This is a genomic window from Bradyrhizobium sp. 521_C7_N1_3, from assembly GCF_052075975.1.
GTDB classification, from domain to species: Bacteria; Pseudomonadota; Alphaproteobacteria; order Rhizobiales; family Xanthobacteraceae; genus Bradyrhizobium; species Bradyrhizobium japonicum.
Window position 1 is genome coordinate 1,809,414 of sequence record NZ_CP197232.1, and the last position, 21,407, is coordinate 1,830,820.

Sequence of the window (21,407 nt, forward strand, 5' to 3'; positions counted from 1 at the left end):
AGGATATTAGTTTTACATAATATCTTAGAATAGGCCATAAAACTCATATGGGTGCGATCGGCGCTCGCTCGCTCGCCCGCGATCAGCCTGAACGACTTCGCCGCCTTGGTTGCGGGTCCGCCGCATGACCACCGTGCCGCGGCCCCGGTGAAGTACCCGGGGGCACGTTTCTATGCCCACGGTGAAAAACGGATAAAGGCGGTCAACGTCTGCAGGCGAGGGCGATCTCGCGCAGGTAGATCTCCGCCTTGAGGAAAGCGATCTCGTCGTTGACAGCCGCCTCGCCGACGTCGATGTACCAGGATCTGGGCTGCCGTCGCTCCATCTGTAGCCGCGACGTTTCAGGACATCCTTCAGATCGAACGGCGACTGCTCGGCCCACAGCCTTACCGTTCTCTTTCGGGCTTGCTCTAGCAGCACCGCAAGCGCCGGCGCGCCTGCGGATGGTAGTCAGGATCTTGATGAGGGCGTGACAGTCGTCGGCCCTGTGCGCATGGTGAAAGAAGCCGGCACCGTTCAACAGGGATCCGAGTTGGGCTCCCGCGAATCCATGGTGGCGCCGTTCCACCTCGGTGGCCGAGCAACCCCATGCCTTGTGCTCGAACACGGCCCCGAAGCGAAGGCTTCGGATCCTAGGGCAATCAGCAGCAACGCAACAGTGACCCCCGCCGTACGATCCTCACCCTCCCTCTATATTCTGTTTGGCTTGGAGAGAGCAGGCCTGAATCGTGCAGGCGACGCAAATTAGCAATCGTGCGCTGGAGCAAAGTGCTCTGAGACTGTTGCTCGAACGCTTCGGTGCTGCAGCGTCAAAGGCCGGACAAGAGCGTGAGTTCTTTAAGACGTGGGGTCGTTCGCGGCTGTTACGCAGGCCGCACCGACCGCGTTGCTTTTGACGTCCTCGACCTCAACCGCGATTTCGAAGTCAGGAGGCGGTATCATCCAAACAGCACCGCCACTGCGACGTGATCGAGAAGGCTGGAAGTAGAGCGCCAGCCGCGCGTTGAACGCAGGCGTCCTCCGGTATCAGGTATCGAGCATCCCGACGAGCGCCGAAAAGCAGACAGTCAACTATCGGTCGCCGCTCGCGCTCTCGCATAAAAGGCCTGAAGTTTTCTGGACAAGAAGTTGCTCGGCGCGGCCAGAGCCGCATCGAACACCCAGTTTATTAGCCCCAACTGCTCTTTTGCGCGGCCATCCTGCTGATCGCTCTCAATCCTTCGCTCCATGCAGACGCGCAGGCGGGCCAACTCCCGGCAGAGGCGTGAAGGCGCGCCAAATAGTAGCCATCGCGGCAGCTGGTCGTAGAACATCTCATGCCGGCCGGTCTGTGCGCACATGCTTAGAAACCGCGACAGCGGAAACTCCATGGTGAGGACGCCAGCTGACTTCGCTTCCTCAAAAAGCCGTTTCTGCATACTCGCCATGGCGTCGAAAACTTCCAGGGCGCGCGTCATCGACGGCTGTTCCTGCTCTCGAGACCGCAAGTAGGCGCGGAGACGTTCGAGGCGTTCCCTTGCCGGTGGATGTGATCGAGGCGCGGTCTCTTGGGACAGATCCTCAATCCATGCAGCCAACGTCAGGATCAGCCACGCCCCCAGAGTGCCCGATATAGCCACATCATCTCCATCGGCAGAGCCGATCAATTCCCGAAACGCGAAACCATCAGCAGCGAATTCCATCTCGAAGTGACTTGTATCTGTTGTGGACAGGTCTCCAGCCGCCACATGCCCGCACTCATGCAGGAGAAGGAACTGGATTGCGAAAAATCTAAGGTTGCTCCCAGCCTCAAGTGGGTGCCCCCAACGCCGGACGTCGGTGACAAGTGGAATTGCTCCAAGTTCCCTGATCACGTCCGGCGTGTCAGCTGTTCCGAGGTGAACGTACCGGTGGATCATCATTCCGAACTGCCAGCCGATCTGCTTAGAACACCGCTTGGCGAGGTAGGGCCGGCTGGAGAAGCGGACCAGCCGACGCCTTAGCCGCAGCAGCCACGGCTCTGAATCCTTTCCAAGCCCCTTTTTGGTCAATGCGTTTCCGAGCGTCTCGCATAGACTTGTGTCCGCGGGCAGCATGAGCATTTCGGCACCGCTCGAGATTAACGGCATCGCACCCATCGGCAACGCGATCACGTAGCCGAGTCCTTGTGATGACCTGAAGGAGTAGACGTGTCCGTTGAATTCTGCGTCGTTGACGGTTCCGGACGCGATCCCCGCGTCCGCTCGGCAGATTTGGCGGAGAGCCGGAGACTTCGAAATCAAGTCCTCGAAGGCGTTGTGCACCCAGTCTGTCCGCTTCAGAAACGAGGAGTAGCGATCGATAAACGTCCCATCCGCGATGCCTAGGACCTTGAATTGTGCTTCCAGATCCGGCGGCGCCCACAATAGATTCGACCCACCGCCGCACGGCGGCACGAGCTTCAGTATCCAGTCCAGCAACTCGGTCGTTTTCTGCAGCTCGGCTAGGAGTTGTTGTGGCGTCATCACTTTCTTTCCGGTCCCGGGCAGATCAGTCGCTTTTGTCCTTGGCTGGAACGCACCCTTTGCAGAGCGTCGCCACGCCTACCCGGAAGAAGAGTACCGCGACGCCCGCAAAGACTAGCGGACTCAGGGGGACAGTGCCTGCAATCGCCATCGGAAGGAGAACCGGCGTAATCCATTTGGCGAGAGCTTGCGCGTCGCCTGCGACGGACTGAAGGCCGGGGCAAATCCTCTCCAGCACATCTCGTCTCTTTACGAGAGACACAGCCTCGTTCAACGCAGATTGCTGTTCGGCTCTCTCCGGGTTCGTGTCGACTGGCTGTTCAGGTAGCGCGTTCATGCTGCCCCGGAGCGCCAGCTCGAGCTCCATGGACTGAAGCGAGTTAAGTACCTCTTGCTCAAATTGTGCCGTCTTAGCATTTTGCATTTGTCTGTACTCCGTATTCAGGTTGGAGCAGGGGCGCGCCGGGTTAGGCAGTAACCGGTATCAATGATCGTCTAGCCACTCTCGTAGGTTAGTCCCCCGGTCGGCACGAATAGTCGAAAGAAATAACGCGCAGGCTGAATCGTTGACGAAAAAGGGCTATGCCAACCGGATAGCTCCAGAGCGCGGCTCTGGTCGCTGCCCGTCAAGGCCCAAGCCCGCTCCCCGGCCGGTCGCTTCGGCGAGATCTGGCAGCATTACTACGGCGGCCGCCGCAAACAGGCGTGGCAGGACGGCAAAATCAGTGAAGTCATTGGGACTACGGCGTTACGACCTGTCCCGCCCTTGTCATCAAGCTGTTCTGGCTCGCAACCGTGTACGGATCGTGCTGATCATTTCGTGAATAGATCCGGTAGGGCCCAGCCGTTCGCTAGGGGCGTCTCGTGGATCACGATCCTGTGGTACGGCTTAGCTACCGGATTGGGAAATGCGAACAAATCTGTCGAGCCTTCGACGAACATGTTTGCTCCGAGCGGCGTCAGGGACGGCAGATGATCTTCAAGATAATCCACATGAGCTCGATTTGGAGCAAGCCCGTCCGACGGATAGAACGTGTAGCGCCCGCTGAAATCGGCCGCGATAATCTCAATCGCTACAAAGTACGTCTCGACCCGGTGAACATCCTGGGTAGCACCCGGCACGACTGCAGCATCTTTAAGATGCTTCCATTTTCCGCGACCAGGAATCAGTTCAGTCTCTCAGGTAATTGAGCATACTATTGCAGGCGTCATCGGCCTCAGCGAAGCTCTGCAGCGGCGAGCCGAGCACCCTGATCGCGCCACGGCTCTGGTCAAGCGGACGCCACGAAGCGACGTAGCCGAACCTTCCGCGAAAACCAGGACCGGTCGGGCCCTGCAAGCTTATAACGAACGAGTAGCCGCCGCTGCGTGCACTCCAAATTTCCATGTTTTTGACAGCGCGGTGGAACTGCAGGGGCATCATGCACCGTTCGCCTGGGCAACTCGACAATGAAATTCTTCCGGCGGACCCACTGGCGTACAAAATCCGAAACTCTAACCGCTGCCGGATGAAAGCGCAGTAGCAGGTCAGCTGGTCTGCCAGGCGAAGCTGTCGTCTAAGTCCTCTTCAATCACCCCGGCCGCGTATAACTGATCGAGCAGGTCGGCTACTGCGAGCACGCTCGCTCCGTCAGTTGTGACCTGCCTAACCAGCTCCGACGCTGTGCAGTTGCCGCAGGCGATTAGATGGCCAACGGAAGTCGGAGCGATGTCGTCGAGCACCCGGTGTTCCATGTTGCGTGACCGGAGATGAAAGCATCGGTTCCCGGCCTGGTATTGCAGGTCCCTGCGGAAGCGGATCGGCAATTTGGGAGCTGGGCTCTCGAGCATATGCTGGTCAATCATGCGCTGCAGCCCCTCGCGGAACTCGTCAGGCGTCCTGAAGAAGCGTTCACTCAAGACGCGGTAGCCGAGAGGCCAGCGTTTGCTACCCGGCACCGGCGTCACCAATTGTAAACGCCCCTGCAGCATATTTACGAGAAAGCCGGAAACACAGGCGATGGTCGTGTGATCGCCCTCCAGCAAGGCGATTGCATCATCTTTGTTGGCGACCCTAAGTTTCTCGCTCCGCTCGCGCGCGCGCCCAGCAAAAGCCTTTGCAGTCAGCGCCTCCTTGCCCTGCAGGACGAGTTCGACACCGATCAGCTCCTCAGGCGAAAACGCCATGTGAATCTGGTCGAGATGTGTTGTGCTCAGCGCGGAGAAACGATTTGTCACGGTGCGATAGCGCTTGAACAGTTCGAGCACGCGCGTGGTGAGCGCGCGATCCCTGATCGGGGCCGCCGTCGTTGTTTGTGGCAATGCGCCCGTGATCTGATAGTAGTCGAATAGAAAGCGGTCGTAGTGTGGGTTGTCCATAGGCTCTGTGGCCCAGTAGCAGAAACCAGTACGGGCAGCCGAACCAAACATCTCGCTCGCGATACCGACCACACCGCGCCAAAGCGCTGCATGCTCTTCGCTATATTCGTAATAGCCTTTGAAGCGGTCGGCCGAGAGGCCGCAGAACCAACAACCGACGGAGCAGCCGTCGCTCAGCTCGAAAGCGATGATCGGGTACGTGACCGACGCCGCCGTTACGCCCAATTCGTCGTTGCAGCGCCGGATTTGGCGCTCGCGCCAAGCATGAAAGCGAGAGTTGATCGTCGACATTTCGCCCTCTTCGCGCAGGATGCCGCGATGGCGCAACATCTCGCAGATAAACTCGTCCCACATCATAGCCAGGGGCCAGGGCGTAGACTCCGGCTTGAAGCGGTGTTTCAGGTAGCCGCCGCGCCAGAGCGGCAGCATCTTCATTGGGTCAACTTCGATGCCGTAGCGCTCTGTTACCGCGCGAGGAGAATCAACGTTCTCCGAAAGCGCCCTGCGGAACTCCAAGTCACAGCCAGCCGCTCCATGAAGCGCTTGATGTGTGACAACGTGCGCAGTTGCTCGGGGGTACGCCGGTCAAAGATCTGTCGGCAGTGTTCGGTGGCAGTGTGCGTCATACGGTGCGGGTGCGCCCTAAAGCCGCATCTCTAGGCCTGAAAGCAATGATCTCACGCCTGACGAGGCGTGATTTCAGTTCTCTTCGCACCGGTTCGTCTCCTTGAGGACGAGCCAATGCGATCAGAGCTGAAAACATGTCAGGCCGCGACCGCGACAACAACTACAATAAGCAAAACGATAGCGACCAGGTCACGGCCGGCTTCCGCGGCTTGCACGGCGCTCGTGGGTGCCTCCGACGATGAACTAGCCAACGCAGTGGTATGCACAATGCTGCTCAAGCCCGCACCGCTTAAATCCTGCCTGCCGCCGACAATCGCGTCGACCTGCATCAACTCGTGTCGGCCTGGCGCTCGGATGCTGCTCCTAATCTCGTCAACCGTGAAATCGTAGCCGTGACTTCTTCCGACCGCTACAATCGGTGCAAGACCTGTAGCACTCTGCTTAAGGTTTTCGAGCAGACTACCCTCTTTCGTTAGATTCTTGACAAACCGTTCTACCTCAGCCTGCGACATAGCCGGGCCTCTGCTGTTGCTACCTATCCGTCGCCTTGGAAGCGATCGGTGATCATGCCGTAACAAAGCAATCCGCATACCAAACTGAAGTTGCCGCTTTTGCGCTTTGTCCGACCGTGCGTATCGTCAACTTGCCGACATTGGTCTCGAACCTAACAAGCGCTCAGTGTCGAAGTCGCCGCTGAAATGTCCGCTTCCTCCAAGCTCGCCCTGACACGAGCGCCATCTGCATCACGCTGAGCGTCAATAGCAGCCGGGACAAAGTTGGCCGTTCGTATTGCCTCGCCTGAGATGAAACACGCCGCTTGATCGATGTAGCTCCGGTTGTCAGTCGGAGGTTGCATCATGACGCGCAGGATCGGAGGCGCCGGGGACGTCGCGAAGTGCCCATTACACGCAGTGGCAGCCGCAGTCCCGGGATCACCGGCACGGCCGCTCCTTTAGCCGTACGCGGGATGATCGGCTCGGCCGCTTTGCGTCTGAGCGATTTCGTTCTTCATCTAATTAGGTGAACAGTTCGCTCCGCGCTTGCCGGAACTCTCACGTAGGTCGCGCTCTCGTCTGTTCTCGCGCTGGCGCGACTATGATTAGCGGCCCGAGCATGGCTCAAATTGTAAGGCAGAACGACTGGTCGCGAGTAGAGATCGAAATTCACATGTTCGGTGCAAGACTGGGTCTGGCCGCGGTCCGCATCGCCTGGACCTCCTAACCAGCTTTACCGCCAGATGAATGCGATGCACGACGCAAATCTGCGCGCCGACTGCGAGGTCGGGCGGAATGAGACGTTGCTCGGAGATGATCGCATCAGACGTGGCAGATGCGGCCGCCGGTTTATCTCCCTTGCTTGACCTTTGTCAGCTTCTCGAAAGCCAGCCTCTTTAACACTCGAACTTGGCCTCTCGATGACGAAGCCACCCATGTCTGAATTCGTGACGAACTTCAGCTCACTCCCTGGGGGAGATCTTCAAGTGGCCTTTGTTCTCATAATAGAAAGGGGAGCTTTATGGATCCGAACCCGATCGATAATGCCCGTTCACCAGAATCACCAACGGCGCACGTCTGGACACAGGAAGATCATGATTTGTTCAGTCAGATCATAAATGAAGCTGGACCGATCATCATCTGCCGCACCTGAGGAAGCGGTAGATGTCTCATTTGCCGGGACTGAAGATAGTTGCCGCTCTCGTTGTGGAGCAAACAGTTCTCCGGCTCCGCCAGCAGATCGGGCACCGTCTGGCAGCCATGATTTCCAGCGGCAACACTCAGACCGAGCACCTCTTCGAAAGTCGTGCCCGGAACAACGAGCTCAGGCGAAAGATCAAAGATCTCACGGAAGCGCCGGTTTACAACTCGCAGCCGCCCCCACTATCGTAGAGGCAGAGACCCTGAGACATGTGCGTCAGCGCCGCATCCAGTCTCAGGTTCGTCGCATGCAACTCGGCTTTCTGATGCTTCAAACTGGTGATATCGCTATAAACGAGGATAACGCGCCCCTCTTGGGTCGGACTGCGGCTGACTCGTAGCCACCGTCCATCTGGGAGTTGAGCCTCGCTCGCCAATCCTTCGACGTCGTCAAAGACCTCACGTTGGGTAATTTCAGCTGCGGTTGATTCATCGCTCGGTACCTGGTCGGCTCGCAAAAGATCGGAATGGATAAGCTGCGAGGAGCAGCCGATGAATTCGCTCGCTCGGGAATTGATCAATGCTATCTGTCCGTTCGCATCTGTTTGTAGGAGCGTAGCCTGCGGGCCCAAGGTATCGATGCCCGAATCATGGCAGTCAGCAGCAGCCGCTCTGGAGCATGAGACGACAGATGTCCGCAGTGTCGCCGCATTGGCTCCTTCGGCGATCGGGATGCTCAATTTCCGAGGTCGGGCTCCCGTCGCCAGCATGAGCCGGTGATACGCTATTGCTGATCCGTTTGAGAGCGTGACAATACTGGCCGCGCGATCAATTGAAATCACTTCGCTGCCCTGGCGATAATCGATCCCCAAGCTCGGCAAGGCGTTCCGACGTGACAATCAATTTTGGTCCAGGGTTGACCTCGTCGCTCAGGACCGCCTTCGACAGAGGTGGGCGCTCATACGGCAGCGTACTTTCATTGCCGATGACCACCATGCCAGCAGCCTCCCGCAGAGCGACGGCAGCGGCGTTACCAGCTTCGCCCGCCCCAACGATCACTATCGTGGATTGGTTACTCACGCGACTAAACGATTTACGGGTGACGACTGCTCATCGTTCGCCGCCTCCTCAAACAGATTGCGCGCACCAGGGATTTGAGCAGGACAGCTTCCTGCCAGCGGTCCGTGGTGTCGTTGCCCAGCCGATCGCTAATTGCGTAAGGCTGTGGGCCAAGTTCGCATGCGAAGGTGAGGCGGGCATCCGCAGCAGCGCGTCTTCCAGCTCTTGAATCCGGATTTCGACCATCCAAGAAATAGGTCCAGCCAGATCTTGTGTTGAGGGAACGTGATCTCGACCTGTATCTGCTCGCGAGACGCAACACGGCCATGAAATGCCCAAGTGCGATCGAGCACTCGCCGCACCAGCGCTTCGTCCTCGTCCGAGATCGGATACCAGAATTCGCAGCTCACCAAGAAGTGCGAGAGATCGGCAAGCAGGCGCATCTCCGGAACCTGATCCATCAGGTCGAGCGTGAAGAGGAGATCCGTCGTCATCCTGTTGCGATGCGTTTCGAAGTAGATTACCCAACTTTACCCGGATGCTGAGTTCGTGCGCTGTGACCAATCCGACATCTTTTGAATAATAGCGAGCGGGGGCCAGAATTCCGCTCTTATCTCTTCTCCGCTGGCAGACCGGTTCGTCTGCTTTCTCCCAAGACTTGAGCCGCTGCCGGAGAAATCCGGCGGCGGTCTTTTTTGGGGCGTCATCATGCCCACTTGGCAGTCGAGATATCGAGGTGATTGCAGCCGGTCCGATGGACGGATAGCGTAACGATAGTCGTGCCTGACACATCCCGCCCGTTGCGCCGTCTCATGTAACGAAAAAGACGGGCTACGAAGTAGATCATGGGACGGAGCAGCACCGGAAACGATGTGATAAGTGGTTCAGGCTCATCCGAGGCCCGAACGGCGAGTTCATCGAGCTGGAAGCGCGCGCTGTCGCGGCCTCCCGATGCCGTGCACCCCCGCTGCAAATCGCTCGGAAATCTGTAATCCCGTGGGGTTCTTCAGCGGCGTCACCACGATCGCCTCCATAGAATAGCAATTAGCGACGGGGCCGCATCCAACTTTTAGCTAATGCCTATTGCAACGCCAGCTGCGATTGATTCCGGCGATATCGACGAGATCACCTCGCGAGGCAGCCCAGCATTGCCAGTCCCGAGCAGGAAATGCACAAACTGCGCTGAATTCCCCCTAGATCGTGAACCTGCTGTTGACGCTCCCAGATACGCATATCAGGTCGTCCTGAGACCGCTGTTGAGCGCGTCCTCACCAGCCAAACGGAAAAATGCATTCTCTCGAGCGACAACGATTCACCGAAGGCTTGAACCCGCACAGACTTCATCGCGGAAAGGCGGCCAGTCTTCTGGGGTCGTCAAGACAAACCCATGCTCGGGAAGCTGCGGATCACAGACAGTCCCGCGCGTCACTTTGCTCAAGTTGGCCGCTTCGAAGTCGTCCCATCCAAAAGCGCGGCCATTGGAAATGACGATCCGTGCTGGCCAAGACTTACCAGCTCCATCTCCTCGCTCATCGTCCGTGTAAGAGCCTCTGCTGGTAGATGGATGAGTCCGTCCAGATGGGAGCCAAATCGCTTCTCCGCTGCAGTAATTTCAGAATCGCTCGCGACGGCAAACAACGCCTTGAAGCCAAGGCTTATGAACCATTCCTTCCGCCGAAGTTCGAGCTCCTGTCCGGCATCAACAGGTACGCCCGCCGCCGACCGCTCGATCATAGATGCGCGCGGAAATTGGCGACGCCGGTGATGCCGGCATCCTTCAACGATTCGGCCCTATCCTCCCAGCAGGCGAACGGGTCGATCATGATTATCGCCGCATAGAGAGCCGTCGTTGCCTGGTCGAGGGTTAGCAAGTCTCGCAAAAGACAGTCGTTCCAGTCCAGGATTGGCAGGGTCGCCATGACCAGCAGGAAGCCTTTTGGAAGGCTGCGCAAGGAGGGCGCGTAGACTTGCAATTGTGCGCCTTTAGCTATGTCCGACATCTGTGTAGCAAGTTTGCCGCGAACTCTCGCTCTCAACGTTTCTACCCAATATTACCCATTTGGCCGCCTCACCAATCTTATACCCGGGTAGAGCCGGGTCTAGACCACCTATAGTTAGGTATGATCTGGGAGGAAGATCGTGTCTCACCATTGTACGGACGACCAGAGGTCGGCCCGTGATGGTAACCTGTCCGAACTAGCGACTGGATCCGCGACTACGGATGCGGTCGCGATCGTGGCCACGCTGGATACCAAGGGCCGCGAGGCGTCTTACCTTGCGGACATTATCGAGGCGTGCGGCCGCAAGACCATCCTGATCGACGTCGGCACTGGGAGGGATGGCGGCGACAAACCAGCCGATGCGAAGACCCCCACGGAACTCTTGAAGCAGATTGCTGAAAGGACGCGCAGTAAGGTTGGTGACCTCCTGGGGGCAGGAACGATCAGCGCGATTGTCGGGGTTGCGGGGGGTAGGGCAAGCGCGGTTTTCGGCGAAGTTGTGTCTGAGCTGCCTTATGGCTTTCCGAAATTTCTGGTGAGCAGCGCAAGGCCTGCGCTACTCGCCGAATTGGCCACTCACAGCGACATCATCCTCTATCCGACGCTGGTCGATCTGTTCGGCATCAATGTCTTTACCAGTAGGGTGCTCAAGAACGCGGGGCGGGCCATTGCGGCCACGCACTATGCTCCCGTCAAGCTTGGACGAGACAAGAAGATCGTTGCGATAACGGCCTTCGGCGTGACCACGCCGGCCGCGAATCAATGCGTAGCGCGGCTTGCCGACGCCGGTGTAGACGCGATCGTCTTTCCGGCTAACGGGGCGGGCGGCCATAAAATGGAGCAGCTGATCGCGGCTGGTGAATTCGACGCCGTCATTGATTTGACCATAACGGAGCTCGGAGACGAAATCGTTGGAGGCACCGCAAGCGCCGGTCCGGATCGGCTCAAGGCAGCGTCGCGGCAACAGATTCCGCAAGTGATCGCGCCCGGTGCGATCGATATGGTCAATTTTGGCCTGCCATCGAGCGTTCCTGATCAGTTTCGGGGTCGCCAGTTCTACGCCCATACGCCTTACACGACGCTCATGCGCACAACTGCGTCTGAGAACGCGAGCATTGGCCGGCTTACGGCAGAACGGCTATCGCGTGCCAAAGGACCCACGATGGTCCTTTGGCCGGCGAAAGGCGTATCCGATTACGTAGTTGGCGGTATCGAGGCTTGGGATCCTCTCCGGCTCGACCTCGATGCTCTCTTGGACAAGTTCTGGGCTGCTGGGTTCTCCGGCGTCATCAACTATCCGACGATCTCAACCATGGGCGACAACTGGCGTGACCGCCGCGGCCGCGTCGGCCTTGGCTTTGAACGTGAGGTCGAACTGATCGCTCTCGCGCGAAAGAAGAATATCTTTTCGCTCGCCTATGTCGCAAGCCCTCAAGACGCCAAAGCGATGGCAAGTGCAGGGGCCGACTGCATCGTCCCACATGTCGGCGCAACGCGCGGTGGCCTTGTCGGTCATGAGGAGGGGCAATCCGTTAAGGAGGCGATCCGGCGCATCAATGAGATCAACGCGGCGGCGCGAAGCATCCGGTCGGACGTGCTCTCGCTTTGCCATGGTGGGGCAATTGCCGAGCCTGAAGATACGATCGAGGTCTATCGGACGACCGAGTGTGTTGGCTTTGTTGGCGCATCCTCGATCGAAAGAATTCCAATTGAGCGGGCAGTGAAAACAGCGGCGGCGGAATTCAAAGCTGTCCCGCTTCCGCAAACTCATTGATGTTCACTGCAACGTGCAGCGAGGCCGCATGAACGCGCCAAATGACCGAGCTAAGCCGGACACGATTGCTTTCGCCTCAAAAGGAGGGACGAGAGCGGATCAGGACTGGGAGACAGATGTCCTCGTGATCGGAAGCGGTGCGGCCGGGCTGTCGGCGGCGCTCGATGCGGCAAAGGCCGGACTGCGCGTCATTGTATGCGAGAAATCTCCGCGACTTGGCGGAACGACGGCCCTTTCGAATGGCATGATCTGGGTTCCTTGTTCTGCTCAGGCGCGCGCGGCTAACATCGATGACACCATCGCCAATGCGAGGACATACCTGCAGCACGAACTCGGCGTTCATTATCGTGCGCAATTCATTGATGCTTATCTTGAAGACGGCCCGGCGGCGCTAACTGCGCTCGAGAACGGCACGAGTGTCAAGTTTACCCTGGCCACTACGCCCGATTATCACTCGAGCCAACTTGGCGGCGCTGATAAGGGACGGGCACTGAGCCCGGCCCCCTATGATGGGCGGCTTCTCGGCAAGGACTTCGATTTGATTGGTGATCCCATTCGGGTTGTGCTCGGGGGCATGATGATCTCATCGAGCGAGGTGAGAAGCTTTCTCAACCCACTCCAATCTGTTGCGTCGCTCAAACACGTCGTAACTCGCCTGAGCCGCTATGCGCGGGACCGGCTCAGCTTCAGGCGTGGTACTGAGCTCAGCGGTGGGAATGCCTTGATCGCGCGGCTGCTGGTGAGCCTGCACGAGTACGGCGTAGAAATTTGGCCATCTTCTCCAGCGGTCGAACTCACGCAGGAAGGCGGGCGCGTCACGGGTGCCATTATCAAGCGGATCGACGTTGGCATCCGCGTGCGCGCCTCACGTGGTGTTGTTCTCGCAACTGGCGGCTTTGCCCGGAACGCGCAGTTGAGAACGGACGTCAGTGGTGCACACCAGCATGATGTTACGTTGGCCCACGCCGATGTTAACGGTGATGGCATTGGGCTTGCAACTACGCTCGGGGCCGCCATCGACAAAGATGTCGCATCGGCAGGCTTCTGGACGCCGGTGTCAATCCTGAAACGCGGCAGCGGCTCGCAGGTTGTGCCATACGGCTGGCTCGACCGGGGCCGTCCTGGGGTCATTGCTGTCGGTCCAAACGCCAGACGCTTCGTCAACGAATCGAATTCGTATCACGATATTTGCCTGGCAATGTTTGAAAACGGCTATCCAGCAGATAAGCGATTCTACTTCATCTGCGATCGCCAGTTCGTTCGATTGAGGGGCATGGGGCACCTACTGCCATGGCCCTGGACGTTGAGTATCGGTAAATATGTCCGCCTTGGCTACGTCAAGGCAGGTGAAACGATTTCTGAGCTCGCAAAGCAGCTGGGACTAGATCCCGCTGTGCTTCAAAAGACGATCGAGGAACACAACGCGCACGCTGCCCAAGGACGGGATCCCCTCTTTAAGCGTGGGGAATCGGCTTTCAATCGCACGCTCGGCGATCCGACCGTCGGAAAAAATCCAAATCTTGGACCAATCAAGAGCGGACCATTTGTCGCGCTGCCGATCGTTCCGGCAACGCTTGGCACGGCGACCGGATTGGCGACGGACAGTTACGGAAACGTCCTGGATGCACAAGGCAATGCAATCCAGGGTCTTTATGCTTGCGGCAACGACATGACGTCGCCGATGCGCGGGATTTATCCCGGGGCAGGCATAACAATCGGTCCCGCCATCGTATTCGCATATCGCACCGTCAACGCAATAGTGCTTTCCGCTGATCAGGAGCAAAAAGCCGTCGCCTCCAGAGCTTGACGATCTACCACACTCGTCTGTGGCGGGGAATATGTGCTCGGGTCCGGGGCGCGCATCGATAGAAACGTCGGCCCCGACCCGCGACATCCTCGAGGGGCGGCCGGGTTCGAGTTTGGTGAGCCCGGCGGAGGGGGAGATCGCCGCACCAACTGTCTACGATGTATCGCAAAGAGCTGGGCTCCCAACAGGTGTTCCAAGACATATGACAGCGCGAGAAATCGATCGTTCAACAGCTAGGCGGCGTAGTGAGGAGTCGAAAATGTCAGGACAAGCAGCGCAGGCGTCTGCTTCCCCGACGCGATCGCAATCCGCTGGCCGCGAGGCAGTGATGCAACTCGACAAGATCGATTTTCGTCTTCTTGATCTTGTCCAACGAGACAATCGCCTCTGTAGTGAACAACTTGGAGGGAAGGTCGGCCTATCCGCATCCGGAGTTCAACGTCGGCTGAAACGCCTTCGATCGACGGGTGTCATAGAGGCCGACGTTTCCATCATTTCTCCAAAAGCAATTGGCCGTAACGTGACCGCAGTGGTTCTCATTTCCTTGGAGCGCGCGCGTGCCGATACCGTTGATCGTCTAAAGAGGCAAATTCGCAACATGTCTGAAGTGATGAGCGCATTCTGCGTTACAGGTCTGGCTGACCTCGTCTTGCTCGTTACCGTAAACGATATGGAAGATTACGAGCGGTTTGCCCGGCGCCTTACAGACGAAAGTTCAGACATAAAGCGCATTGAAACAATGGTTGTCATGGATCGGTTCAAAGCAGGATTTACTTTGCCAATAGCCTCCATCGCATGGTGTTAAGCGACTGACGAAGAGGACATTGGCTTGCTCAACTACCGTCGACCGCAGTCCGTAAGGGGCGGCTTTGGTCTTTATGACTCGATCGATGTATCGGTCGCTGATTGAGGCTTCTCGAGCTGACGTGGAGAGTACCCCTTCGCATGCCGTCGCGGCCGCGGGGGCAGATCTTGCCGCTAAAATTGGCGCCAAGGTCATCATCGGGTTCACGGCAGGCGGGACGACGGCTGCTCGGATCTCGCGCAGCCGGCCGCCGGTGCCGATCCTTGCCCTTACCCCCGGACGAGAAAGTGGCTCGGCGCATGTGCTTGTTGTGGGGGGGGGCGCAGTGCCGTGTCTAGCGGTCCTTCTGGTTATGAGGAGATGACGCGGATCGCCTCGGCGGCCGCGCACCACGAAGGCTATATTCGATTGGGCGACTTGGCTTTGATTGTCTCTGGAGTGCCGTTTGGACTTAGAGGCGCGACAAACAATCTTCGCGTTGTCGCTTGTTAAGACAATGCCCTTATCGCGCTGCAGAAGGCCACCCGATCGTCATATGGACCACCTCAGGATTCAGCTGTGACCGGGCCCGATATTGCTTGAGTTCGAGGCAGCATCAGCCTTCCAAGCTGAATACGAGGGTTCGATTCCCTTCACCCGCTCCACTCCCTCCCAAACTTTCCTAGAAATTCCGTAAATTATCGAAATACATAGACTTTTCGGGCTGTGTTTGATACGTGTATTCTCAAGAAACGTCCAACAAAACGTCCAACATTTCGTCCAACACGTTCTTGAGAATGCCCGACTTTCTCACCCGCCGTCACGGCACCTGGCAGTTCGTTCGTCGCGTACCGATTGAGTTCGCGAAGCTTGATCGTCGCCGTGTCATCAAGCATTCGACGCGCATCAAGATCGCTGATGATCGCGCAGGGCGGCGCGCTGTGCGAGTTGCGCAGCAGCTCAACGAGCAACTCGAGATATTCTGGAAGGGACTCGCGAACGGGCAGCGGACAGAACAGCTCTCAAGCTATGAGTCCGCGCGGCAGCGTACGCGCTCGCTGGGGTTCGAATACGTCGAATACGACGAACTGCTACGTCAGCCGCCGGAAGCTCGCTTGCAGCGCCTCGAGGCCCTCGTCGCAAAAGGGGTAGCTGATGATAGTGCCGCCCGTGCAGCATTGTTCGGGGCCGCGAAGAGGCCGGCCTTTATGCTGTCCGCTCTGTTTACCGAATAAGAAGCCATGACAAAGGACGAGGTGAGGGATCTTTCGCCCGATCAGCTCCGCATTTGGCGCAATGGGCGCTCGCGCGCCGTTGAGCGGTTCGTGAAGATTGCTAAAGACAAGCCCATCAATGAAATCAACGAAGAGGACGGCATCAATTACTGCGAATGGTGGCGTGGCCGCATCATTGCCGAAGAGGCCGAGCCCAAGACAGCCAACAAGGATATTGGTCAACTCAACCGATGCTGAAGGAAGTCAGCATTCGGCGGCGGCTCAACCTGCCTGACATCTTCAAGGGACTTCGGCTGAAGGGCGGGGTCGAACGGCCACGGGTCCCCTATGAAACAGATTTCATCCAGAAGCGACTGCTTGCAAAGGGCGCCCTGGATGGCTTGAACGAGGATGCTCGACTGGTCTTGTACGTGGTGGCCGACACGGGTCTGCGACCTTCAGAGGTCGTGAACCTTCAGGAAGATGCGATCATTCTGAAGGGGCCAATACCTCACGTGAAGATCTTGCCGGAGGGGCGCCGCCTCAAGACGGCCGATTCACAGCGAGAGATACCGTTGGTCGGCGCTGCGCTCGCCGCCATGAAAAAGCGGCCGCAGGGCTTCTCGCGCTATCGTGATAAGTCTTCCAATCTATCCGCGGCGTTGAACAAGTATCTTCAGGAGAATGGGCTGCGGCCCACGAAGGAACACACCGTCTATTCGCTGCGACATAGCTTCAAGGGCCGGCTGATCGCGGCTGAAGCCCCCGATAGCCTCATCGACAGTCTCATGGGCCACAAGACCTATAAGCCGAAGTACGGGAAAGGCCCGTCGCTTGAATTGAAGCTCAAATATCTTCAGCGGATTGCCTTCAAGGCGCCTACTTCGCTGTAGGCCAACAGCCGACGCCGAGCGCGTGCCTTCGTATCTTCCCTGTCCTTCAATTCCTGATGCTCGGCCTCAAATTTTTCGTACATCGGGACCCAGAAGTCGCCATCCTGCTCGATGAAATAAGCGAGCAGCACCAGCGCACGCTCGATGCGCTCGATCATCGTAAGCTGAGATGGTGTAGCTCCTTGCATCGCGGCGTGCCCGGTTGTGCACGACAATCGGAACACCGCGAGCCGCAAAAGTCCTTCGTAATCTCTCGGAAATGCGGCTCAGTGACGAGCTTTCCCATTTTGTACAACCTGTTCTCTCTCCTCCAACTCCACGCCAGTCGCCTTTTCTAGCTGGCTCTGATCGTGCATGCTGCGACGATGCTATTGTTTCTTGCGAACGTCTTAGAGCAATTGGATTTGGCCCTCGAGCACCTATCGAAGGGCGACGTTAACAATGCGCGCTTCGGCGTGATGTTGACCGACAACGCCCTTGAACTCGTCTTGCATCAGATCGCCAAGGACAAGGCTTCTGAGCTGAAGTCATTCTCTTTTCGGGGGGAGACCTACGAGCACCAAGAGGCCCTCGACAAGGCCCTAGGTCGGACCTTTCCGGAGAAAGTCGCGTTTGCCCGATTGACGGGTGAGATGACCGAGGAGATCGCGCAGACCGTGCTCATCATGCATGGCGTGCGAAACGAGGTCTATCACGCCGGTTTGCAGCACGAGGCAATACTGCCAAGCCTTGCTGTCTTCTACTTCGATGTCGTGTGCGGGTTCCTCAACGGGTACCGGCCATTGTATTTTGGGTGGTCATCCGGTCAGCGTCTCCCAGATCGTTCGAAGAAGTATTTCAAAGGGCATCCTAGCTTTCCCGGCGAGATCGAGGATTTTGGAAGAGGCTGTGGCACATTATCTGCCGCATGCGCGCATAATAGCGTCACCACGGTCGCCACCCTTGCCGATCATCTCGACGAGATCATTCAGGAACAGGACACTTGCATTAAGATCGTAGCCGACGGGGTCTATGAAAATCAGCGGACGACACGGGATCAGGCTGTTGTTGATTGTCAGACTTGGCCTCTTGCCTTCTCGCAAGAGGCGATGGCGTTTGCGCAGAAGCGCGGTTTTTCCGGAAACCGACTTGAGTTCGTCGAGTGGCTCGGCAAAAACTATCCGCTAAAAGCCAAGCGCGACCCAATCCAACGTTGGGCGCAGCGCGCGGACAAGCTGCGCATGGAAAAGAATCCGCACAGCGCACTTCGACACTACAAGGCATTTATCATGGAAACCGAGCGGTTACGGGAATGGATATTGGAAGCCGCCGACGCCTGTGAGCGTGAAATCGACGCGGCGATCGATCGCGCACGCGGCAAATAAATTGATCCGGAAATCTACATAAAATTTCGGAAATCGAAGACGTCATCGACCATATTTGGATTTTGCTGGATAATTCGCGCGAAGCGCTGAGAATATTCGAGCGTCACCGGCAGTTTTTTATAGAGCGTATTGTTATTCCAATCCATTTTCGTAAGCCCGAGAATGCCCGCGCAGGTATCGTGCCATCCTCCCGCACCGGTAAACCGTTTGAGCAGAAGCGGGGATGGGATTGGTTTGAGATTGCCTTCCTTGTAGACGGGCTTGGATGCCGTCATGTGGACGCCGTTCACGCTGCCTTGTGACCAGAAAAATGCGGCATCGGGGGTTAGTGGTAGGTGTGTCCCGCGGAGAAGGGGGTAGCCGGAGGCGCGTTTGTTATCGCCATAGGCGAGTGCCATCCAGTTCGATGATTTTACAATCTGGACAAGCTCGACATTCGTCCGGTCGCTGAACGCATCGAGGGTCCCCAGGATCTCCTCCTCCCTGAAGGGGGTATTCTTATGTACCGTCACTTTTTTAGGAGGACGGCCCGAGTGGCCGCTCTGATAGATTTCAAGGCTGCGGGACATCACGGCCATCATTTCATTGTAATCGAGATACGGATTGCCGCGCCGGTCCTGCGTGAAGCTCTTGGTATCGTAGGCAACGAACTGAAAGCCAGTGCCGTCCGGGTCGAACACCTGGCTACAGCAGGTCGTATAGTCAGTCCCGTCGCTGCCTTTCTTCATCGCATAGCTGATGCCGATATAGGCCTCGTCGGGGTTTAGGCCGGCGAGCTTCCAGGGAATTCCGCCAGCCTTGGCATAAAGTGCCACGCTCAGGCCCCACATCACATTCGCGCGGCATTTGCGCAGGAGGGCGCCCGCTAGGACAATCTGGATCGGAATCCGGGTTGGTGCGCAGAATGCCTTGAGAAAATCATGCAGGTCGAAGCCCGGCGATTCAAAGCAAGCTTCCCAGGAATTCGGCAGATACATGAGCAGTACGTCAAACTCGGCCCGCTGCAGGGTGAGCTTGCCGATCGCATCGAAAATCTGACGCGCGAGTTCATTGCGATTGCCCTGAAGCGCGAGCTGGTTGAGATCCTCCGGCATTTCGAACCGGCGTGCTGTCTCGGAAATCAGCGGGGTACGGAACAGCTGTTCGAAGCCCGGATATTCCGGATAGTAGTTGAGCGCTTCGCGCGGCCGAGCCGAACCCTTCAGTTCGCGGAGAATGCCGTCCAGCTTTGGCAGCAACCCCTTCGGAGCCAGTAAGGCGACGCGTACCCGCGTTGGGATACCGAGCGGCAGGCTATAAGGACCATGCTGAAGAAGGCCACGGAGGGGATGCTTGTCCAAGCCGTTACCGGCAAAAACGAGGTCCGGTTCGGGGATCGTCGCATATCCATCCATTTCCGAAGGCGATGCAGTCATGCAATCATCCTCCGGCTAAAAGCCGTGCGCGCATTGACGACGATCTTCGGCGAGCCGGGACCCTCCGGTCCTTCGAAAGGCTTCAAAACGTGATCGGCCGCTCGCCCCGAGCTGGGAAGCAGGACATTGATCCATGCCGAGAGCAATGCGTCGCCCCGGTTGTTGAACCGGTTTCCCAGCCGCTCATCCAGAAAACTCGTGGCTTGCTGTCGTGCGTGCTTAGGCCAAATCCAGACATCGGGTTTCAGGACAAGCCAGAACCGGCCGTCAATTTCGTCCACATCGAGCCGGACCGCCTCGGCCCACCACACTTCTTCGGATTTGGGGTGATCCGGGGTTATCGCGGAGACCATGCCATCAATCCGGCCATGCAGACTGCCCCCGACACATTGAGAGATGCCCCGTGTCAGGTCCGGATTAAGATGTAGCCGATCGAGAATAAGGACCGATCCGCCGCGCCAATCCCGCATCAGCAGCGGCTTCCCTCGGATAAGGGAAAGGCCTATCGCACGCTCTATGAAGCCCTTAAGCTGGAGATTGTTCGCGTAATCCTGAAGCGGTCCTTGATGGAACACGGCGACAGCGAGGTGAGATCTGTGCCAAACGCTTGCCGCAGGGCCTGTTCGCCGCCCCATGCCAAAATCGACGAGCCTTTTGTCGCAATGATCTTATTACGTGCCTGCTTTTCCGCGGCGTGAATATCATCCCAGTCCTTGGGCGCCGCAAAACTGAGTTCAAGGCAACTGTCGGGTAGCTCTATCAACGGAAGTGCATTCAGGCGGAGAATTGGCTCGCCGGTGCCAGCTCCCTTGCGCGGAATAGAAACGGCTTGAGAGCCGGTCCGGTCGATCTTCTCGATGAGTTCTTTTGGCCTCTCCGGGAATTGCTTCCAGATCCGTGACATCAGGGAATCGAAGGTTTCGATTTCGATGAGCTCGGCGCGCACCCCCTTGGCGTGAGCCGCTTCTAATAGCGCGGTCACGGCCGGGAGCGGCTGCCGCCCCTTCAGGGTTGTCCAGTAAAGGCCATGGGGGAATGGATTGGGGCCGTCAAGAACGCGGTGAAGGAGCTGCATCACGCTCTCGTCACGACCGCTGTAGCCTGCCACGATCATGCCGAACCGATTGCAGGCCGTTACAAGGCAGTCGCCCATCTCGGCATTTTGTGTTTTCAGATCCTCCGTAAGATTCTTGATGCTCGTGAAGCGAAAGTCGCCGTGAAGCTTGCAGTAGATGGGGAAGGCATCGTTGTTCAGTGCTTGCTTTGCGGCGTAGCTTCCTTCGAGATGAAATGCAGCGAGGCTCTTGCCGGTCACTTCCGCAACGGCGCGTTCGACAACCGTGTCGAAGTTGGTCGTAAACACGACCTTGATTGCTCCCGTGCTGAACAGGCCGCCAAAGACTCTGTGACCGAGAGTGAGGGATGATGCTTTCTCGGAGAGCTTAGCTTGCAGATAACGGCTTTGCCGTTCGAGGTCGGCGCCGAAGATCAGTTCGAAACTTCGGCTATAGGCCGTGGGATCGCTCGACGCGGGAAAGCCGCGCGACATCAGATAGGATTCGATCTTCTCGCGGACCGCAGCGTTTTGCAGATCGTTCGACGAAACTTCCTGGTGCTCTTCAGAACAATAGTAGCGCCGCTTTAGATCCCAAATGATATCCCAGGCTGTAGGTAGGCCTGCACTTTGGGACGAGCCCGCGCCGAGCATCCAAGCAAACATGCCTGGCGCTTCCGTTACGATGCGGATGAACTCTGCTTGCTCCATTGGTTCAGGCTAGCTTTGCTGGGCGCATACAACCACTGATAAAATACTACTTATATAATCGCCTTTGAGTTGACGGGCGCGAGGGAAGGCCGATCGGTCGTCGCGATGCGGATTGGGGACGGAAAGGCCTGGCAAAATTGCTCCCGAAGCGTGCGTGATATGTTCTTTCGCGTGAATGGGGTGTTCCGGCTGTCCACAGCTTTCAGAAGGCCTGCTGAGCCGGCATCCGG

Annotated in this window: 25 protein-coding genes and 1 pseudogene; 9 read left to right on the forward strand and 17 right to left on the reverse strand. The window is 57.6% G+C overall.

All coding sequences use genetic code 11. From position 1 onward, the window contains the following. Positions 1-202: 202 nt before the first annotated feature. From AB7008_RS08250 to AB7008_RS08310, 13 genes and pseudogenes are all read right to left on the reverse strand, one after another. Complete coding sequence (locus AB7008_RS08250) at positions 203-325, reverse strand: hypothetical protein (protein WP_306330604.1); 123 nt, start codon at positions 323-325, stop codon at positions 203-205. A gap of 742 nt (positions 326-1,067) precedes the next feature. Then, a complete protein-coding gene (locus tag AB7008_RS08255) occupies positions 1,068-2,483 on the reverse strand; it encodes a hypothetical protein (protein WP_035711445.1) in 1,416 nt (471 codons plus the stop codon). 25 nt (positions 2,484-2,508) lie between these two features. Further along, positions 2,509-2,907, reverse strand: a complete 399-nt coding sequence (locus tag AB7008_RS08260; protein WP_028160485.1) for a hypothetical protein — start codon at positions 2,905-2,907, stop codon at positions 2,509-2,511. 389 nt (positions 2,908-3,296) lie between these two features. Continuing rightward, positions 3,297-3,605, reverse strand: coding sequence for a hypothetical protein (locus AB7008_RS08265; protein ID WP_028160486.1), 309 nt, complete (start codon positions 3,603-3,605; stop codon positions 3,297-3,299). 49 nt (positions 3,606-3,654) lie between these two features. After that, entirely contained in the window at positions 3,655-3,906 is a 252-nt protein-coding gene (locus AB7008_RS08270) for a hypothetical protein (RefSeq protein WP_370126333.1), read from the reverse strand. A gap of 104 nt (positions 3,907-4,010) precedes the next feature. Beyond that, positions 4,011-5,357: a radical SAM family RiPP maturation amino acid epimerase gene (locus AB7008_RS08275; RefSeq protein ID WP_100213762.1), complete on the reverse strand. Its 1,347-nt coding sequence runs from the start codon at positions 5,355-5,357 to the stop codon at positions 4,011-4,013. A gap of 248 nt (positions 5,358-5,605) precedes the next feature. Beyond that, positions 5,606-6,058, reverse strand: coding sequence for a Nif11-like leader peptide family natural product precursor (locus AB7008_RS08280; protein ID WP_080584114.1), 453 nt, complete (start codon positions 6,056-6,058; stop codon positions 5,606-5,608). Between the two features lie 1,011 nt (positions 6,059-7,069). Beyond that, positions 7,070-7,336 (reverse strand): PAS-domain containing protein, encoded by a 267-nt coding sequence (locus AB7008_RS08285; RefSeq protein WP_223154100.1) that lies wholly within the window; start codon positions 7,334-7,336, stop codon positions 7,070-7,072. Next, positions 7,324-7,974 (reverse strand): NAD(P)/FAD-dependent oxidoreductase, encoded by a 651-nt coding sequence (locus AB7008_RS08290; protein WP_071916585.1) that lies wholly within the window; start codon positions 7,972-7,974, stop codon positions 7,324-7,326. The genes AB7008_RS08285 and AB7008_RS08290 overlap by 13 nt, the downstream gene beginning before the upstream one ends. Then, complete coding sequence (locus AB7008_RS08295; protein ID WP_071916584.1) at positions 7,931-8,182, reverse strand: FAD-dependent oxidoreductase; 252 nt, start codon at positions 8,180-8,182, stop codon at positions 7,931-7,933. The genes AB7008_RS08290 and AB7008_RS08295 overlap by 44 nt, the downstream gene beginning before the upstream one ends. A 13-nt stretch (positions 8,183-8,195) precedes the next feature. Beyond that, positions 8,196-8,682: pseudogene (locus AB7008_RS08300) on the reverse strand (sugar phosphate isomerase/epimerase); the annotation flags it as partial. Positions 8,683-9,595: 913 nt separating this feature from the next. Further along, positions 9,596-9,895, reverse strand: a complete 300-nt coding sequence (locus tag AB7008_RS08305; protein ID WP_223153739.1) for a hypothetical protein — start codon at positions 9,893-9,895, stop codon at positions 9,596-9,598. Continuing rightward, a complete protein-coding gene (locus AB7008_RS08310) occupies positions 9,892-10,161 on the reverse strand; it encodes a hypothetical protein (protein WP_223153738.1) in 270 nt (89 codons plus the stop codon). The genes AB7008_RS08305 and AB7008_RS08310 overlap by 4 nt, the downstream gene beginning before the upstream one ends. A gap of 235 nt (positions 10,162-10,396) precedes the next feature. Between AB7008_RS08310 and AB7008_RS08315 the strand changes: the two genes are divergently transcribed. From AB7008_RS08315 to AB7008_RS08350, 8 genes are all read left to right on the forward strand, one after another. Next, the gene (locus AB7008_RS08315; protein WP_049803097.1) at positions 10,397-11,935 is read left to right on the forward strand and encodes a phosphoenolpyruvate hydrolase family protein; all 1,539 of its coding nucleotides are present in this window, start codon (positions 10,397-10,399) and stop codon (positions 11,933-11,935) included. Between the two features lie 28 nt (positions 11,936-11,963). After that, positions 11,964-13,742 (forward strand): FAD-dependent oxidoreductase, encoded by a 1,779-nt coding sequence (locus AB7008_RS08320; protein WP_212477297.1) that lies wholly within the window; start codon positions 11,964-11,966, stop codon positions 13,740-13,742. 328 nt (positions 13,743-14,070) lie between these two features. Continuing rightward, on the forward strand, positions 14,071-14,547 hold the full coding sequence (locus tag AB7008_RS08325; protein WP_080588720.1) for an Lrp/AsnC family transcriptional regulator: 477 nt from the start codon (positions 14,071-14,073) through the stop codon (positions 14,545-14,547). Between the two features lie 85 nt (positions 14,548-14,632). Continuing rightward, positions 14,633-14,911, forward strand: coding sequence for a pyruvate kinase alpha/beta domain-containing protein (locus tag AB7008_RS08330; RefSeq protein WP_071916583.1), 279 nt, complete (start codon positions 14,633-14,635; stop codon positions 14,909-14,911). Continuing rightward, complete coding sequence (locus tag AB7008_RS08335; RefSeq protein ID WP_244429220.1) at positions 14,908-15,039, forward strand: hypothetical protein; 132 nt, start codon at positions 14,908-14,910, stop codon at positions 15,037-15,039. Before AB7008_RS08330 ends, AB7008_RS08335 begins: the two co-directional genes overlap by 4 nt. 284 nt (positions 15,040-15,323) lie before the next feature. Further along, positions 15,324-15,761 carry a hypothetical protein gene (locus tag AB7008_RS08340; RefSeq protein ID WP_202949167.1) on the forward strand — a complete coding sequence of 146 codons (438 nt, stop codon included), beginning with the start codon at positions 15,324-15,326 and terminating at the stop codon, positions 15,759-15,761. Between the two features lie 6 nt (positions 15,762-15,767). Then, on the forward strand, positions 15,768-15,998 hold the full coding sequence (locus AB7008_RS08345; RefSeq protein ID WP_202949168.1) for a hypothetical protein: 231 nt from the start codon (positions 15,768-15,770) through the stop codon (positions 15,996-15,998). Then, positions 15,992-16,633, forward strand: coding sequence for a tyrosine-type recombinase/integrase (locus AB7008_RS08350; protein ID WP_202949169.1), 642 nt, complete (start codon positions 15,992-15,994; stop codon positions 16,631-16,633). The genes AB7008_RS08345 and AB7008_RS08350 overlap by 7 nt, the downstream gene beginning before the upstream one ends. On the opposite strand, the gene AB7008_RS08355 is transcribed toward AB7008_RS08350, so the two are convergent. Then, the gene (locus tag AB7008_RS08355) at positions 16,597-16,791 is read right to left on the reverse strand and encodes a hypothetical protein (protein WP_080588721.1); all 195 of its coding nucleotides are present in this window, start codon (positions 16,789-16,791) and stop codon (positions 16,597-16,599) included. The two genes, AB7008_RS08350 and AB7008_RS08355, sit on opposite strands and share 37 nt — an antisense overlap. Before the next feature lie 192 nt (positions 16,792-16,983). Here AB7008_RS08355 and AB7008_RS08360 point away from each other — a divergent pair, with 192 nt between their 5' ends. Further along, positions 16,984-17,997 carry a hypothetical protein gene (locus AB7008_RS08360; RefSeq protein WP_155795456.1) on the forward strand — a complete coding sequence of 338 codons (1,014 nt, stop codon included), beginning with the start codon at positions 16,984-16,986 and terminating at the stop codon, positions 17,995-17,997. A gap of 14 nt (positions 17,998-18,011) precedes the next feature. Here the strand turns inward: AB7008_RS08360 and AB7008_RS08365 are convergent, their stop codons facing one another. The 3 genes from AB7008_RS08365 to AB7008_RS08375 form a co-directional block, all read right to left on the reverse strand. Continuing rightward, positions 18,012-19,412: an argonaute/piwi family protein gene (locus AB7008_RS08365; protein WP_038936587.1), complete on the reverse strand. Its 1,401-nt coding sequence runs from the start codon at positions 19,410-19,412 to the stop codon at positions 18,012-18,014. Continuing rightward, on the reverse strand, positions 19,409-19,765 hold the full coding sequence (locus AB7008_RS08370) for a hypothetical protein (RefSeq protein ID WP_049803084.1): 357 nt from the start codon (positions 19,763-19,765) through the stop codon (positions 19,409-19,411). Before AB7008_RS08370 ends, AB7008_RS08365 begins: the two co-directional genes overlap by 4 nt. A gap of 161 nt (positions 19,766-19,926) precedes the next feature. Next, on the reverse strand, positions 19,927-21,177 hold the full coding sequence (locus AB7008_RS08375) for an SIR2 family protein (RefSeq protein ID WP_049803085.1): 1,251 nt from the start codon (positions 21,175-21,177) through the stop codon (positions 19,927-19,929). Between the last annotated feature and the right edge of the window lie 230 nt (positions 21,178-21,407).

Excerpts from the sequence above, each read along its gene's own strand:
- AB7008_RS08345 (WP_202949168.1), top strand. The coding sequence starts at position 15,768 with ATGACAAAGGACGAGGTGAGGGATCTTTCGCCCGATCAGCTCCGCATT.
- AB7008_RS08260 (WP_028160485.1), bottom strand. The coding sequence starts at position 2,907 with ATGCAAAATGCTAAGACGGCACAATTTGAGCAAGAGGTACTTAACTCG.
- AB7008_RS08270 (WP_370126333.1), bottom strand. The coding sequence starts at position 3,906 with ATGATGCCCCTGCAGTTCCACCGCGCTGTCAAAAACATGGAAATTTGG.
- AB7008_RS08280 (WP_080584114.1), bottom strand. The coding sequence starts at position 6,058 with ATGCGGATTGCTTTGTTACGGCATGATCACCGATCGCTTCCAAGGCGA.
- AB7008_RS08255 (WP_035711445.1), bottom strand. The coding sequence starts at position 2,483 with ATGACGCCACAACAACTCCTAGCCGAGCTGCAGAAAACGACCGAGTTG.
- AB7008_RS08375 (WP_049803085.1), bottom strand. The coding sequence starts at position 21,177 with ATGGAGCAAGCAGAGTTCATCCGCATCGTAACGGAAGCGCCAGGCATG.
- AB7008_RS08325 (WP_080588720.1), top strand. The coding sequence starts at position 14,071 with ATGCAACTCGACAAGATCGATTTTCGTCTTCTTGATCTTGTCCAACGA.
- AB7008_RS08305 (WP_223153739.1), bottom strand. The coding sequence starts at position 9,895 with ATGATCGAGCGGTCGGCGGCGGGCGTACCTGTTGATGCCGGACAGGAG.
- AB7008_RS08340 (WP_202949167.1), top strand. The coding sequence starts at position 15,324 with ATGCCCGACTTTCTCACCCGCCGTCACGGCACCTGGCAGTTCGTTCGT.
- AB7008_RS08350 (WP_202949169.1), top strand. The coding sequence starts at position 15,992 with ATGCTGAAGGAAGTCAGCATTCGGCGGCGGCTCAACCTGCCTGACATC.
- AB7008_RS08320 (WP_212477297.1), top strand. The coding sequence starts at position 11,964 with ATGAACGCGCCAAATGACCGAGCTAAGCCGGACACGATTGCTTTCGCC.
- AB7008_RS08250 (WP_306330604.1), bottom strand. The coding sequence starts at position 325 with ATGGAGCGACGGCAGCCCAGATCCTGGTACATCGACGTCGGCGAGGCG.
- AB7008_RS08355 (WP_080588721.1), bottom strand. The coding sequence starts at position 16,791 with ATGATCGAGCGCATCGAGCGTGCGCTGGTGCTGCTCGCTTATTTCATC.
- AB7008_RS08365 (WP_038936587.1), bottom strand. The coding sequence starts at position 19,412 with ATGACTGCATCGCCTTCGGAAATGGATGGATATGCGACGATCCCCGAA.
- AB7008_RS08310 (WP_223153738.1), bottom strand. The coding sequence starts at position 10,161 with ATGTCGGACATAGCTAAAGGCGCACAATTGCAAGTCTACGCGCCCTCC.
- AB7008_RS08370 (WP_049803084.1), bottom strand. The coding sequence starts at position 19,765 with ATGGTCTCCGCGATAACCCCGGATCACCCCAAATCCGAAGAAGTGTGG.
- AB7008_RS08330 (WP_071916583.1), top strand. The coding sequence starts at position 14,633 with ATGTATCGGTCGCTGATTGAGGCTTCTCGAGCTGACGTGGAGAGTACC.
- AB7008_RS08335 (WP_244429220.1), top strand. The coding sequence starts at position 14,908 with ATGACGCGGATCGCCTCGGCGGCCGCGCACCACGAAGGCTATATTCGA.